Source organism: Chryseobacterium foetidum, from assembly GCF_025457425.1.
Taxonomy (GTDB): Bacteria; Bacteroidota; Bacteroidia; order Flavobacteriales; family Weeksellaceae; genus Chryseobacterium; species Chryseobacterium foetidum.
On the sequence record NZ_JAMXIA010000001.1, the window covers coordinates 501,585 to 515,825 of the forward strand.

General features: G+C 36.8%; 14 protein-coding genes. 11 read left to right on the top strand and 3 right to left on the bottom strand.

Annotated elements, in window-relative coordinates:
- Positions 1–138: 138 nt before the first annotated feature.
- Positions 139–1,764 carry a pyruvate dehydrogenase complex dihydrolipoamide acetyltransferase gene (locus tag NG809_RS02365; protein ID WP_262147739.1) on the bottom strand — a complete coding sequence of 542 codons (1,626 nt, stop codon included), beginning with the start codon at positions 1,762–1,764 and terminating at the stop codon, positions 139–141.
- Between the two features lie 80 nt (positions 1,765–1,844).
- Entirely contained in the window at positions 1,845–2,849 is a 1,005-nt protein-coding gene (gene pdhA, locus NG809_RS02370; RefSeq protein ID WP_262147741.1) for a pyruvate dehydrogenase (acetyl-transferring) E1 component subunit alpha, read from the bottom strand.
- A gap of 125 nt (positions 2,850–2,974) precedes the next feature.
- Here pdhA and NG809_RS02375 point away from each other — a divergent pair, with 125 nt between their 5' ends.
- On the top strand, positions 2,975–3,577 hold the full coding sequence (locus NG809_RS02375) for a phosphatase PAP2 family protein (protein ID WP_262147743.1): 603 nt from the start codon (positions 2,975–2,977) through the stop codon (positions 3,575–3,577).
- A gap of 9 nt (positions 3,578–3,586) precedes the next feature.
- Complete coding sequence (locus NG809_RS02380; protein ID WP_262147745.1) at positions 3,587–4,054, top strand: BlaI/MecI/CopY family transcriptional regulator; 468 nt, start codon at positions 3,587–3,589, stop codon at positions 4,052–4,054.
- Positions 4,055–4,218: 164 nt separating this feature from the next.
- Here NG809_RS02380 and NG809_RS02385 read toward each other — a convergent pair whose 3' ends face one another.
- On the bottom strand, positions 4,219–4,614 hold the full coding sequence (locus NG809_RS02385) for an RNA recognition motif domain-containing protein (protein ID WP_262147747.1): 396 nt from the start codon (positions 4,612–4,614) through the stop codon (positions 4,219–4,221).
- Positions 4,615–4,865: 251 nt separating this feature from the next.
- Here NG809_RS02385 and NG809_RS02390 point away from each other — a divergent pair, with 251 nt between their 5' ends.
- The 9 genes from NG809_RS02390 (at position 4,866) to NG809_RS02430 (ending at position 14,070) form a co-directional block, all read left to right on the top strand.
- Positions 4,866–5,294: a DUF6157 family protein gene (locus tag NG809_RS02390; RefSeq protein WP_262147749.1), complete on the top strand. Its 429-nt coding sequence runs from the start codon at positions 4,866–4,868 to the stop codon at positions 5,292–5,294.
- Between the two features lie 107 nt (positions 5,295–5,401).
- Positions 5,402–5,815: an acyl-CoA thioesterase gene (locus tag NG809_RS02395; RefSeq protein WP_262147751.1), complete on the top strand. Its 414-nt coding sequence runs from the start codon at positions 5,402–5,404 to the stop codon at positions 5,813–5,815.
- Positions 5,799–6,359, top strand: coding sequence for a helix-turn-helix domain-containing protein (locus tag NG809_RS02400; protein WP_262147753.1), 561 nt, complete (start codon positions 5,799–5,801; stop codon positions 6,357–6,359). The genes NG809_RS02395 and NG809_RS02400 overlap by 17 nt, the downstream gene beginning before the upstream one ends.
- Before the next feature lie 89 nt (positions 6,360–6,448).
- Entirely contained in the window at positions 6,449–8,989 is a 2,541-nt protein-coding gene (locus tag NG809_RS02405) for a copper-transporting P-type ATPase (RefSeq protein WP_262147755.1), read from the top strand.
- Positions 8,990–9,071: 82 nt separating this feature from the next.
- The gene (locus tag NG809_RS02410) at positions 9,072–9,803 is read left to right on the top strand and encodes a DUF72 domain-containing protein (protein ID WP_262147758.1); all 732 of its coding nucleotides are present in this window, start codon (positions 9,072–9,074) and stop codon (positions 9,801–9,803) included.
- A gap of 48 nt (positions 9,804–9,851) precedes the next feature.
- Positions 9,852–10,511: a YggS family pyridoxal phosphate-dependent enzyme gene (locus NG809_RS02415; RefSeq protein ID WP_262147760.1), complete on the top strand. Its 660-nt coding sequence runs from the start codon at positions 9,852–9,854 to the stop codon at positions 10,509–10,511.
- Between the two features lie 276 nt (positions 10,512–10,787).
- A complete protein-coding gene (locus NG809_RS02420) occupies positions 10,788–11,972 on the top strand; it encodes a sigma-54-dependent transcriptional regulator (RefSeq protein ID WP_262147762.1) in 1,185 nt (394 codons plus the stop codon).
- A gap of 71 nt (positions 11,973–12,043) precedes the next feature.
- Complete coding sequence (locus NG809_RS02425) at positions 12,044–13,408, top strand: MATE family efflux transporter (protein ID WP_262147764.1); 1,365 nt, start codon at positions 12,044–12,046, stop codon at positions 13,406–13,408.
- 275 nt (positions 13,409–13,683) lie between these two features.
- Positions 13,684–14,070: an HU family DNA-binding protein gene (locus NG809_RS02430; RefSeq protein WP_262147766.1), complete on the top strand. Its 387-nt coding sequence runs from the start codon at positions 13,684–13,686 to the stop codon at positions 14,068–14,070.
- Positions 14,071–14,241: the final 171 nt, after the last annotated feature.

A 14,241-nucleotide genomic window follows, 5' to 3' on the forward strand; every position in this document is an offset into this window, starting at 1 on the left:
ACTAAAATAGGATATTATTTTTTTTCTGCAAAAATAAATTTGATTTTTAAAATTAAAATTGAACTATTGACAATCTTACTTAAAACAAAAAAACCTCTCAAAAAATGAGAGGTTTGTATTCCTAAATCTAAAAAGCTGTTATACCAATAAAGATAACGGACTTTCCAAATAAGTTCTTAAAGTCTGTAAGAATTGAGCTCCGGTAGCACCGTCCACTACTCTGTGATCACATGCCAATGAAAGCTTCATCGTATTTCCTACTACAATCTGACCGTTTTTAACGATAGGTTTTTCAATAATTGCACCTACAGAAAGAATTGCAGAGTTTGGTTGGTTGATGATACTTGTGAAAGTTTCAATACCAAACATTCCAAGGTTTGAAATTGAGAAAGTAGAACCTTCCATTTCGTTTGCCTTAAGACCTTTGCTCTTCGCTCTTCCAGCCATATCTTTAACACCTGCAGAAATCTGAGTGTAAGACATCTGATCTGTATTCTTCAGTACCGGAACTACCAATCCATCCGGAATTGCTACTGCTACTCCGATGTTGATATTTCCTCTGTGGATTACTTTGTCTCCTGCCCAGCTTGAATTTACCTGAGGATGTTTTCTTAAGGCAATTGCTGTAGCCTTAATAATCATATCGTTGAAAGAAATTTTCGTATCGGGAAGTGCGTTGATTTCTTTTCTTGCCTCAATCGCCTTATCCATATTGATCTCCACCATCAGATAATAGTGAGGAGCAGTAAATTTACTTTCAGAAAGACGTTTTGCGATAATATTTCTTACCTGAGAGTTTGGAGTTTCAGTATCTTCACCCTGAACAAAACTTACGGCAACCTGTGCTGCTGCGCTTGGAGCAGATGTTGCAGCCGCAGTTTTTTCAGCAGGCTTATAGTTTTCAATATCTTTTTTAACGATTCTTCCGTTTTCGCCTGAACCCTGAAGTGAATTGATATCCACCCCTTTATCCTGAGCCATTTTTTTAGCCAAAGGAGAAATTGCAACTCTGTCTGAAGCAGAAGCAGAAGCCTGTGCGGCCGGCTTTTCTTCAGTTTTTGTTTCAGATTTCTGTTCTGCTGGTTTGTCGGAAGATTTTTCTGATGATTTCTCAGCCGGTTTTGATGATCCTACAGCAGAAACATCAGTACCTTGAGGCCCGATGATCGCCAAAACAGTATCAACAGGAGCTGCACCACCTTCTTCTACACCTTGCTTTAATAAAACGCCGTTGAATTCAGATTCAAAATCCTGAACTGCTTTATCTGTTTCGATTTCAGCAAGAAGATCTCCTTCTTTTACTGTATCGCCAACGTTTTTGTGCCATTTTGCTACTTTACCCTCTGTCATTGTATCAGAAAGTCTCGGCATTGTGATTACTTCCACACCGGCAGGAACTTCTGCTGAAGTCTGTTCTACGCTTGTAGTTTCATTTTCAGTTTTAGATTCTTCTTCAGATTTTTTCTCGTCAGAAGCACCTTCAGCTGCAGGAGCACTTCCTCCTGTTAATGAAGAAATATCTTCACCTTCTTTACCGATAATGGCCAAAACAGAATCTACAGCTGCACCATTTCCTTCTTCTACACCTACAAATAAAAGTGTTCCTTCGATTTCAGATTCAAAATCCTGTACTGCTTTGTCGGTTTCGATTTCGGCTAAGATATCTCCTTCCTTTACCTTATCGCCTACTTTCTTATGCCATTTTGCCACCTTACCTTCCGTCATTGTATCGGAAAGACGTGGCATTGTAATTACTTCTGCCATGATTTATATTGATTTGAATTTTGAGATTCGAGATTTGAGATTAGGGAAACTCAAATGTCAGATTTCAAATTAATTTAATTTTATTGATTTTCAAATTTGTCTAAAAACGGATAGTTTTCCTGAGCGTAAACGTACTCGTAGATTTTCTCAGTATCTGGATATGGAGAGTTTTCCATAAACTCAATACATTCTTCAACGAAATCTCTTGATTTATTATCCAAAGTATCCAATTCTTCTTCTGTAGCCCAGTTGTTTGAAAGAATTCTTGATTTGATCAATTCAATAGGGTCATCACCTTTAGCGATGGCTACTTCTTCTTTAGATCTGTACGGCTCAGCATCAGACATTGAGTGCCCTCTGAAACGGTAAGTTCTTGCTTCGATAAATGTTGGTCCGTCACCTCTTCTTGCTCTTTCAATAGCCTCGTAAGCAGCTTCAGCCACTTTTTCAGGATCCATTGCGTCTACAGCAAGACATGGCATTTCGTATCCTAAACCTAATTTATAGATATCTTCGTGATTGGCTGTTCTTTTTACAGAAGTTCCCATCGCGTACTGATTGTTTTCAACAACGAAAATTACAGGAAGTTTCCAGTTCATCGCCATGTTGAAAGTTTCGTGAAGAGATCCCTGTCTTGCAGCACCGTCTCCGAAGAAACAGATGTTTACTGCTTTTCTGTCGAAATACTGATCTGCAAAAGCAATACCTGCTCCCAAAGGAATCTGTCCTCCTACAATACCGTGACCTCCGTAGAATCTGTGTTCTTTACTGAAAATGTGCATAGAACCACCCATACCTCCGGAAGTACCTGTAGCTTTACCACAAAGTTCTGCCATGATTCTTTTCGGGTCTACTCCCATTGCCATAGGATGGATGTGACATCTGTATGCAGTGATCATACTGTCTTTTGTTAAATCCATTGCATGCGTAAAACCTGCCGGAATAGCTTCCTGACCGTTGTACAAATGTAAAAAACCTCTGATTTTTTGTTTTAGATAGAGAGAACGGCATTTGTCTTCAAACCTTCTCCACATAGTCATATCTTCATACCACTTCAGGTACACCTCTTTAGAAAATTCCTTCATGCGTTAGCTTTTGCTTATATTTTACAAATAGTTGAGCAAAAATATAAAAAAAACTTTGTTTTTATTACATACATCCTAATAGTTTTTTTGGTTATAATATTATATTTACATTATCAAATTTTAAAATGGAAGAAAAACCAGCTTCGCCTTTACACAAAGTATCCAGAATCATTTCAGATTTTTTCAATCCTCTTGTATCCCTTATCATATTTTTCGTGTATATGAGTGTGCACGAATACAATCTCAATCAGGCACTGAAACATTTTCTGCCCATTTTATTAATGGTCATAATCCCTGTGATAGCGTGGATTACCTACAATGTGAAAACGGGAAAATACACCAATATGGATGTGTCTAACCGTGTGCAGCGCAAGACCCTTTACATATTTATCGGTATCTGTGTAATTGCTTATCTGGTTTATTCCTATCTAAAACATGGCAGATTTGATTTTGTCATGCTTTTTATTTTGGTTTTACTTCTGGCTTTGCAGGTCAGTAATTATTTTATTAAAAGTTCCATGCATACTGCTTTTAACATTTTTGTAGCGGCTTTATTTTTCAATATTGATACTTCAATGGGAATTGCCTGGCTTTTTGTTGCTGCTTTGGTAGGTTTAACGAGAATTATTCTGAAAAGACACACGCCGAAAGAAGTTGTTTTAGGGGCAGTTATCGCTTTTTTGGTTTCTTTTCTTTATCTTTATTGCGATATTCAATTCAGGAACTAAAAATTTTATATGAAAATCAATCATCTTACACCAGCTGAAGAAAATCTGATGAGACTTTTCTGGAAGCTGAATTCTTTTTATCTGAAAGATGTGATGGAGCATCATCCAGAGCCCAAACCGCATCAAAATACCGTTTCCACATATCTTAAAATTCTGGTTGAGAAAGGCTATCTGAAAACCGAAAAAGAAGGTCGGATTTTTAAATACAGTGCTCTCGTTCCTGTGGAAGATTACAGAAACTTTTTATTGAGAGAAATTGCAGAGCACTTTTTTGATAATTCAGGAAAAGAAATTGTGACGTTTCTTTTCATGGAAAATCTTGTCACAAAAGATGATTTTAAAGAATATCTGGGGGAAGATTTAGAAATTAAACCTCCGAAAATTAAAGAACCAAAACTGGAAATTGCTGAAGAAATTCTTAATCCCAAAAAAGATAAAAAGTCTAAAGACAAAAAAAAGAAAAAGAAAAAAGACTGATCGTAACTGTAGTTAAAGCTTGGTTTTAAAAACTCATGCGGAAAAATTACGATTAGCTTTAAGTCCAAATAAAAATGACAAACTTTATCGGTCTGTCATTTTTTTATTAGTCAGCCAGTTCGTGAACCAGCAAAAAAAAGCGGCTTAAAAAGCCGCCTCTATTTTTACCAACGATTTCCGCCACGGTCGTTTCCACCACCGTAACTTCCACCACCGTTACCTCTATTGTTACCGTAACCGCCGCCTCCGCCGCTTCTGTTACCTCCACCGTAGCCTCCGCCACCGCTTCTGTTGTTATCAAAACTTCTTCTTGGTTTATCTTCTCTTGGCTTAGCTTCAGAAACGTTTAACGCTTTTCCGTTAAATTCTTTCTCGTGCAAAGCTTCGATAGCCTGTTGTCCTTCTGCGTCACCCATTTCGATAAATCCGAAACCTCTTGAGCGACCAGTCTCTCTGTCTGTGATGATTTTAGCTGAAGAAACTTCTCCAAACTCTGAAAATAGATCCTGCAACTCATGTTCTTTAGTTGCGTAATTGATGTTTGAAACAAAAATGTTCATTGTAAAAAAAATTAAATTAGTAAAGATTTGGTATATAAAAGAAAAACAACATACAGTAATGAACAAATATTGATTCCAAATATAAACGTCTGCAAGATACAATTAAAAATTTCAAAACCAAGTTTTTTTTTATCCATTTGAATAATTGTTAAAGTTGCCCGCAAGTGCTTATGCTTAGAGACTTTGTAAATGCTTTAGATATCATATTTTAAAGTTTTTTCGTAAATTAGAGGTCGTAAATGAGCCTGAAGATGAAAATTCACACTACAAATTATCAAAATACTTTTATTGAAGTAGCTGAAGACTGTCCGGTTTCGGTTTCTGAAGTTCCGCCTTCAAAAAAAACTGAAACGGCTGCCGAAATACAGTTTAGACTGATCAGAAACAATCCTTATCTCTTCACGTCTGATGATCTCGTATTTGAAACCTACGCTGTCAAAAACAATTTAACTGATTCTGAAAAGCCTGACGAACGCATTAAGTTTTTCTCAAAAGGCCAGCCTTGCCTCCGGTCATCGGCTCTTTCAAAAAGATACGGATTTGGAATACATCATGATGAAGATTCTAAAATTGCACTTTTTCCTGTAGAATCTGATGGATACAGACAATTTCTTGCAGATGATTCTGTCAAAAAAGTAAAAGCCATGCGTTCCAAAAGAAGTCGAAGCGAAACCAATTAGTACAAGACATAAATGAGTAATCATCTATCAATTAAACTACTAAATCACTAATCCACTAACCCACTAACCCACTAACCCACTAACCTACTAAATCAGATTTAAACTCAATGAATTATCACACCAGAAAATGGGTAAAACCAGAAGACCTTAATCCCAACCAATCACTTTTCGGAGGAAGATTGTTGCAGTGGATTGATGAAGAAGCGGCACTCTACGCTGTTATTCAGCTTGAAAACAAGAAAATCGTAACCAAATTTATATCAGAAATTAATTTTGTGAGCTCTGCCAAACAGGGAGATATTATTGAAATTGGTATTGAAGTAACAAAATTTGGCTCCACATCTGTGACTTTGGCCTGTCAGGTAAGAAATAAAATGACGCACCAAACGATTATTACAGTCGACAGAATTGTAATGGTAAACCTTGATGAAGATGGAAATCCTAAACCTCATGGCAAAACAAAAGTGGAATTTGTAAAAGACAGGCTTAAACCAAAGGATAGCGATGAAGATTTTCATTAAAAATATGGTATGCAACCGTTGTATTTCGGCAGTTTCAAAAATTTTTGAGGATGCCGGAATTGACGTCGCTCAAATCAGATTAGGTGAAGTGGAACTGAAATCTGAAATCTCAGAAGAAGTTTTAAATAACATCGAAGAAAACCTGATTAATACTGGATTTGAAAGGATAAAAGATTCTTCGCAGCAACTTATTGAAAAAATTAAAAATCTGATTATAACAAAAATCGGCAGCCTCGATATTGCTGAAAATTTTGTTTTGTCTGAATTTCTGTCTGCAAATCTGCACAAAGATTACAGTTTGATTTCCAAAACTTTTTCACAAACCGAAAACGTTACTTTGGAGCAGTTCTTTATTCTTCAGAAAATTGAAAAGGTAAAAGAGTTACTTCTGTATAACGAATTTACGCTCACTGAAATCTCTGCGAAACTCGGCTACAAAAGTGTTCAGCATTTATCAGCTCAATTCAGATACAGCACAGGCTTCTCTCCTACCGAATTTAAAAAACTGAAAACCAATAATCGTAAAGCCTTGGATTTGATTTAAATTTAAAACCTTAATTCTATAAACAATATCCTTAAATCTATAACATATTCCCGTTTGCTTTCCTGAAATTTGTATCGTAAATTCAAACTATGGAAAACAAATCTCATCAACATAAAAAACCGCATCCCAGCGAAAGAATATCCCCAAGTTCGGTGTATTACTGCCCGATGGAATGTGAAGGCGAAAAAGTCTATTTTCAACAGGGCAAAAGATGCCCGACCTGCAACATGTTCCTCGTTCCTATTGAGGAAAAACTGGAAAAAGATCCCAATTATAAGCCTAAATTCTCAAAAACAAATCTTCCCGAAAATTTTAAAGACAATATCGGAAAATATTATTGTCCGATGTTCTGTGAGGGTGATAAAGTCTATGATTCCAACGTCGGTTGCCCTGTCTGCCACATGCATCTGGAAGAGATTACTGATGATTTGGTTGGAAGCGGGATGTCAGAAGCTGCAAGTCATTATTCATCACACGAAACACGAAGCCCGAAACACGAAACTGACACCTCGGGAAAATACTACTGCCCCATGTTTTGTGAAGGCGATAAAGTATATGATTCCAACGTTGGCTGTCCGGTTTGCGGAATGGATCTCGTAAAATATCCCGATAAAAACGGTGATGATTCCGATGAAACTTATTCTGTTTTAAAACGAAAATTATTTATCTCTCTGGCATTTACCATTCCGGTTTTCATTCTTTCTATGGGTGGAATGCTGATAGAGTTTCCTTTCTCACACGAACTTCAGGGATGGTTTGAATTGATTCTTACACTTCCGGTATTATTTTACTCAGGATGGTTTCTGATGAAAAGAGGATGGATTTCCTTTAAAACATGGAATCTTAATATGTTCAGTCTGATTGCGCTGGGCGTTTCCGCCGCATTTATTTTCAGCATCGCTGCTTTGATATTTCCCAATTTAATTCCACACGAAATCCGTGGTCACAATCATGAAATTCCTCTCTACTTTGAGGCAGTTTGCGTGATTCTAACTTTGGTTATTTTAGGACAATTGATGGAAGCTTTAGCCCACAAAAAAACAGGAAATGCCATCAAAGAACTGATGAGTTTATCGCCTGATGAAGCTAATTTGATTGTTAATCATGAAGAAAAGAAAGTTTCACTCTCCGAAATAAAAATTGGAGATATTCTGAAAGTAAAGCCTGGAGAAAAAATTCCTGTAGACGGAAAAATTATCGAGGGAAATTCTGTTATCGACGAAAGTATGATTACGGGCGAACCCATTCCTGTAGAGAAGAATGTTGACTCAAAAGTGAGTGCAGGAACCATCAACGGAAATCAGGTTTTTCTGATGAAAGCTGACAAAGTCGGTGATGAAACTTTGCTCGCAAAAATCATCAAAATGGTCAACGACGCCAGCCGAAGCCGCGCTCCTATTCAGAAACTGACGGACAAAGTGGCGAAAGTTTTTGTTCCTGTCGTGATTTTAATTTCAGTTTCAACTTTTATTTTATGGCAGATTTTCGGTCCTGAAAACCAGAAAACCCTGTTTGCCTTTGTGAACGCCGTTGCAGTTTTAATTGTTGCCTGTCCGTGTGCTTTAGGTCTGGCAACGCCGATGTCTTTGATGGTAGGAATTGGAAAGGGAGCAAAAAATGGAATTCTAATTAAAAATGCCGAAGCCCTTGAACAGATGAATAAAGTAAACGTCTTAATTACCGACAAAACAGGAACTTTAACTGAAGGAAAACCGTCTTTGGAACACATAGAATCTCATGAAAGTGATAAAAATTTAATCTTAAAATTAGCATTTTCATTAAATCAAAATTCAGAACATCCTCTGTCAAATGCTGTTATTAAAAAAGCTAAAAACGAAAATATCTCAGCAGAAAAAGTCAGCAGTTTCGAAAATATTTCCGGTAAGGGTGTGAAAGGGACTATTAATGGAAAAACGGTTTATCTTGGCAACGAAAAACTTTTGAGTTCAAACCAAATTTCTATTCCTGAACACTTGAAATCGAAGGTAGCTGAAGTTCAGTTAAAAGCACATACGATATCTTTTTTGGTTCAGGACAACGAGGTTTTAGGTTTCCTCAGTTTTACGGATAAAATTAAAGAATCATCTGAAAAAGCCGTTCAACAGTTGCAGAATGAAGGCATTGAAGTGATCATGATGACCGGAGATAATGAAAACACAGCGAAAGCTGTTGCGGAGGAATTAGGAATTAAAAATTTCAAAGCCAGCTGTCTTCCCGAAGATAAATTGAATGAAGTGAAAAAACTTCAGTCTCAGGGAAAAATTGTAGCCATGACCGGCGACGGAATCAACGACTCTCCTGCCCTTGCCCAAGCCAATATCGGAATTGCGATGGGAACCGGAACTGATGTCGCTATTGAAAGTGCTGAAATCACTTTGCTTAAAGGTGATCTTTTGGGTGTTGCTCAGGCAAAATTGTTGAGTGAAAAGTTGCTTAAAAACATTAAAGAAAATCTGTTCTTCGCCTTTGTTTATAATGTTTTGGGAATTCCGGTTGCGGCAGGATTGTTGTACCCGTTTTTTGGAATTTTACTTTCGCCAATGATTGCGGCGGCAGCAATGAGCGTGAGTTCTTTATCTGTGATTTTAAATTCTCTGAGGCTTAATTCAGTTGATTTGAAAGGTAAATAATGAAGTTCGGGCAAACCTGGCATTAATTTCATGTAGGAATTAAAAATGTGTATTTACAGTTTAATCTATTAAAGGTCTAAAAATGAAGAAAGAAAATGTTTACATCGGTTGCTCAGGTTTTTACAACAACGACTGGAAGGGTTCTTTGTTCCCTGAAGATGCAAAAAGCAAAGACTTTCTGACACTTTATGCAAAAGAATTTAACTGTGTAGAAATCAATTCTACTTTTTACCGGAAACCAACTGCGAAAACCCTGCTCAAATGGTTTGATGAAACGCCGGATAATTTTAAATTCTTCATTAAAATTCCGAAGACAATTTCTCATGAAAAAAGGCTGAATGAATGTAAAGAAGAAATTTCAGAATTCTGTAACCATATTCAAAGCGGAGTCAAAGAAAAGCTGGCAGGATTTTTATACCAGTTTCCGCCCTCCTTCAAAAATACAAAGGAAAATCTGGATTTGATTTGTAAAAATTTAGATTTAAAATTCTTAAATGTAATTGAATTTCGTCACGAATCATGGTGGAAAGATGAAATATTTCAGGCTCTAAAGGAAATGAATATCGTTTTTTCTGGGGTCAGTTTTCCATCTAACCTTCCCGAGGATTTTATCATTAATAATTCCGACGTTTTGTACTACAGACTTCACGGGAAGCCAATATTATATAAATCCGAATATTCAGATAAAAACATCGAAAATCTGGCAGATAAAATAAGGCAGAATAATCTGAAATCTTATATCTTTTTCAACAATACGTGGGGAACTGCCGCGATTAAAAATTCTTTATTTCTAAAGAAAACTTTAGATGAATAAATCCGGAAATTAATTTTAGTTTCAATAAAAAACAAGAAATTTGCATCTATGAGTTTACAGGAAAATTACAACGATATAAAAAACCAACTTTCAGAAAATGTGGAGTTGGTTGCGGTTTCAAAAACACATCCCGTTTCGGCAATTCAGGAGGTTTATGATTTGGGTCAAAAGGTTTTTGGCGAAAATAAAGTGCAGGAACTGACAGAAAAATATCCTCAACTACCAAAAGATATTCAGTGGCATCTGATTGGGCATCTGCAGACCAACAAGGTAAAATATATTGCTGAATTTATCGACACCATCCAAAGTGTGGATTCTGAGAAACTTTTAAATGAAATCAACAAAGAAGCTGCGAAAAACAACCGTAAAATCAAGGTCTTGCTTCAGGTGAAAATTGCTGAGGAAGACTCAAAATTCGGCCTTGAAGTTTCTGAAGCTGAAAACTTATTTGAAAAGTTTATTAAGGGAGATTTTCCAAATGTGGAAATCACCGGTTTGATGGGAATGGCGACTTTTACAGATAATCAAGATCAGGTCAAAAAAGAATTTTCAGTTTTAAAAAATCTCTATAATAAATTTAATGAGAAACGTCCATTGAAAACTCTTTCTATGGGAATGAGCGATGATTTTCCGATTGCAATTAACTGCGGTGCCAATTCAGTGCGTGTAGGGTCTGCTATTTTTGGAAGAAGAGATTATTCACAATAAATAGATTTGCTCATAGTAATATTTTCGAGTAAACTTTAAATTTTCCCGCAGATTTTCGCAGATATTTTACGCAGATTTTCGCAGATGTTTTACGATAGAGATATTTAAAAGAATTTATGATTTACACTATTTATGTTTAGGCGAGTACTTATTTTTCTGAAAGTAAATTGTAGAAAATCTGCAATAAAGATTAACTGATACCACTGTTTTACATCAGAAGACCATTTAGGAATAATATTTGCTAATTATCAGCGAAAATTTAATTAAATTGCGACTATGCAAAAAATCCTTATCGTAGAAGACGAAAAAGCTATTTCCGGAGTACTTCACAGTATTCTTTCTGATGAACTGACCGAATATGAATTTGTGATTGCCGAAGACGGTCTCGAAGGAATTAAACATATTGAAAAAGAAGATTTTGCACTGGTAATTTCTGATATCAAAATGCCAAAATTATCAGGTACGGAACTTCTGAAACAAAGCATGGCGCTGAAACCTGAGAGCACTTTTATTATGATTTCCGGTCATGCCGATATCGATTCTGCCGTTTCCTGTCTGAAAGATGGAGCTTACGATTTTATTTCAAAGCCTATCGACATCAACAGACTGATTACAAGTGTGAAAAACGCTTTGGTTAAAGAAACACTTAAAAAAGAAAATAAAAATCTTCAGAACGAAAACAAAACGCTTAAAAAGAAAGTCAACAAAAAATACCAGATGATCGGTGAGTCTGAACCTTTAAAAAAGATTCAGGAAATGATTGAAAAGGTAGCTGTTTCTGATGCAAGAGTTTTGATTACAGGTCCCAACGGAGCAGGTAAAGAACTTGTAGCTCACGCTATTCACAATTTGAGCGAAAGATCAAGAGGTCCGATGGTGGAAGTAAACTGTGCTGCAATTCCATCTGAACTGATTGAATCTGAACTTTTCGGTCACGTAAAAGGTTCATTTACCGGAGCTATAAAAGATAAACAAGGTAAATTTGAACAGGCCAATAACGGAACAATTTTCCTGGACGAAATCGGTGATATGAGTTTAATTGCTCAGGCCAAAGTGTTGAGAGCTTTGCAGGAAAGCAAAGTTTCGCCGGTAGGAAGCGACAAAGAAATCAAGGTGGATGTGAGAGTGCTTGCAGCAACCAATAAAAATATGGCAAAGGAAATCGAAGCCGGAAGATTCAGAGAAGATTTGTACCACAGACTTTCTGTAATTGAAATCTACGTTCCGCCTTTGGATGAGAGAAAAGAAGATATCAAGCTTTTAGTAGACCATTTCTCGGGATTAATTTCTGATGAGCACGGAACTGCTTTGAAAAAATTCGATGATTCGGCGATCAAGGCTCTGGAAGCACTTTCGTGGACAGGAAATATCCGTGAGTTGAGAAACGTGGTGGAAAGATTAATTATTCTTGGTGGAACGACCGTTTCGCAGGAAGACGTTGCAAGTTTTGTGAGAAAATAAATTAATACTTAATTCTCTTAAATTATAAAAATTTGCAGTATTTATGCTGCAGATTTTTTTTTGTTATTATTATGAACTTTTTAAATAAAAATTACACGAAAGAGGCCCTCACACTGGCTCTTCCGGTAATGCTTACTCAGGTTGGGCAGGTTTCTGTAAACCTTTTTGACAATATTATAGTAGGGAGACTTTTGGGAGCCGACGCGCTGGCTTCAGTTTCACTGGGTAATGCCGTATTTTTCTCGATGTTTGTTTTGGCATTGGGTTTTTCGTTTGCCATTCCACCATTGGTTTCGGAGGCGCATTCTCAGCATGATCATAAAACAATCAATTCGGTTTTCAGTCATGGTTTTGTGATCAACATGACCGTCGGAATTATTCTGATGCTTGTTCTTTTTGCGGGCATGCCACTGCTCTATCACTCCGGTCAGCCGGCGAAGATCATTCCTGACACGGCAGATTTCCTGTGGATTATGGCCATCAGTATTGTTCCATTTATGGCGTTTCAGACTTTAAGAGAAGTTTCTGAAGGTTTGTCTTATACCATTGGAGTAACGAAAGCTACAATTATCGCCAATGTAATCAACATTGTTCTCAATTACGTTTTCATTAAAGGACTTTGGATTTTCCCTGAAATGGGTGTGAAAGGTTCGGCGTTGGCGAGTTTGATTGCCAGAATTTTCATGGTTATTTTCCTGTATTTTGTCCTGATTAAAGAACCGAAAACAAGACAGTACATCAAAGATTTTTCACTGAAAATACAGGTTTTTTCAAAGAATATGTTTGAAAAAATGGTAAGATTAGGCTTTCCCACTGCCCTGCAGATGTTCTTTGAAGTAACGGCTTTCGCAGCGGCAGCTTTCATCTGTGGATTGATTTCCGCTCACGACATTGCCTCGCACCAGATTGCGCTGAGCATGGCATCATTTACTTTTAATCTCTGTATCGGTTTCAGTGTGGCGTCAACTGTAATGATTGGACGAAAACTTGGCGAACAGAACTTCATAGAATTAAGAAAAATAGGAATCAACAATCTGAAAATTTCCTTTCTTTTCATGTGTCTTTGTGGATTGTTTTTTATTGTCGGAAGAGATATTCTGCCTACGTTTTTCACAAAACCTGAAGAAGTGGAAGTGATTTTACTCGCTTCAAAACTGCTGATTATCGCTGCCCTTTTCCAGCTTTCAGACGGAATTCAGGTGACGGCTTTGGGAATGCTGAGAGGTTTGCAGGATGTAAAAGTGCCTTCTATCTACACCTTCATCGCCTACTGGCTGATTACAATTCCCTTGGGATATTTTCTCTGTGTGACGATGAAAATGGGTGCCTTCGGAATGTGGATTGCACTCGGATTGGGTTTAACAATTTCAGCAGCGATGCTCGTCAAACGTTTTCTCAATTTATCTGCAAAGCGGATTAAACAAAATAAATTATAAAATGAAAGCGGTCTTCGGATCGCTTTTTTGTTTTAAATATAGGTATGTGTGTCCGTAATTAATGATAATTTCATATTTAACGGTTTGTTTGTCGTTCCGTAGGAATCTCAACTGCTTTATTTTCAAGTGTAGAAATTACAGCGAAGATCTCTTTTTGATAAAAGAAAATTTAAACTTTAATTAAGAAAAAAAATCATCATATAATAATATTTGATTTATATTTTTCCGATTAAATTATTATATTTGAAAATATTAACCCAAAAAAACACATTATTATGCCAGTACAGTATTCACTAAGCGAAAAAGGAAATCCGGCAGATCAGTCTGCACCCAAAAAATTCTATGCGACTGCAAAAGCGACAGGTGAAGTGACCTTCAGAAGCCTGAGCAAAGAGATTGCAGGAGGTTCCACTACCGTGAGCGACACCGATGTTTTAGCCGTTTTAAATGATTTAAGTAAGGCTCTTGCAAAGCATCTGTCCGAAGGAAGAATTGTGAGATTTGGTGATTTTGGTTCTTTCAGTATGCGACTGAGCAGCGAAGGAGCAGAAAGCGCTGAAAAGTTTAATTCATCAATGATTAAAGCGCCAAAAATAACTTTCCGTCCCGGAATAGACTTGCGGGAAATGCTCGCTGTAACGAAGTTTGAAAAAGCTAAGTAACGAAAAATAAATTCCCCGCCAGCATTTTAAAACTCACTACTGAGCATTTTTAAATTACTGGCGGGAACTTAGCCAACTACCCGCGGGCATTTTTAAAAAGCTGGCGTGCATTTACAGGATTGCATGCCAGTTTTTTAATTTTAATATCTGACTAATTTGTAAATTCGTTAA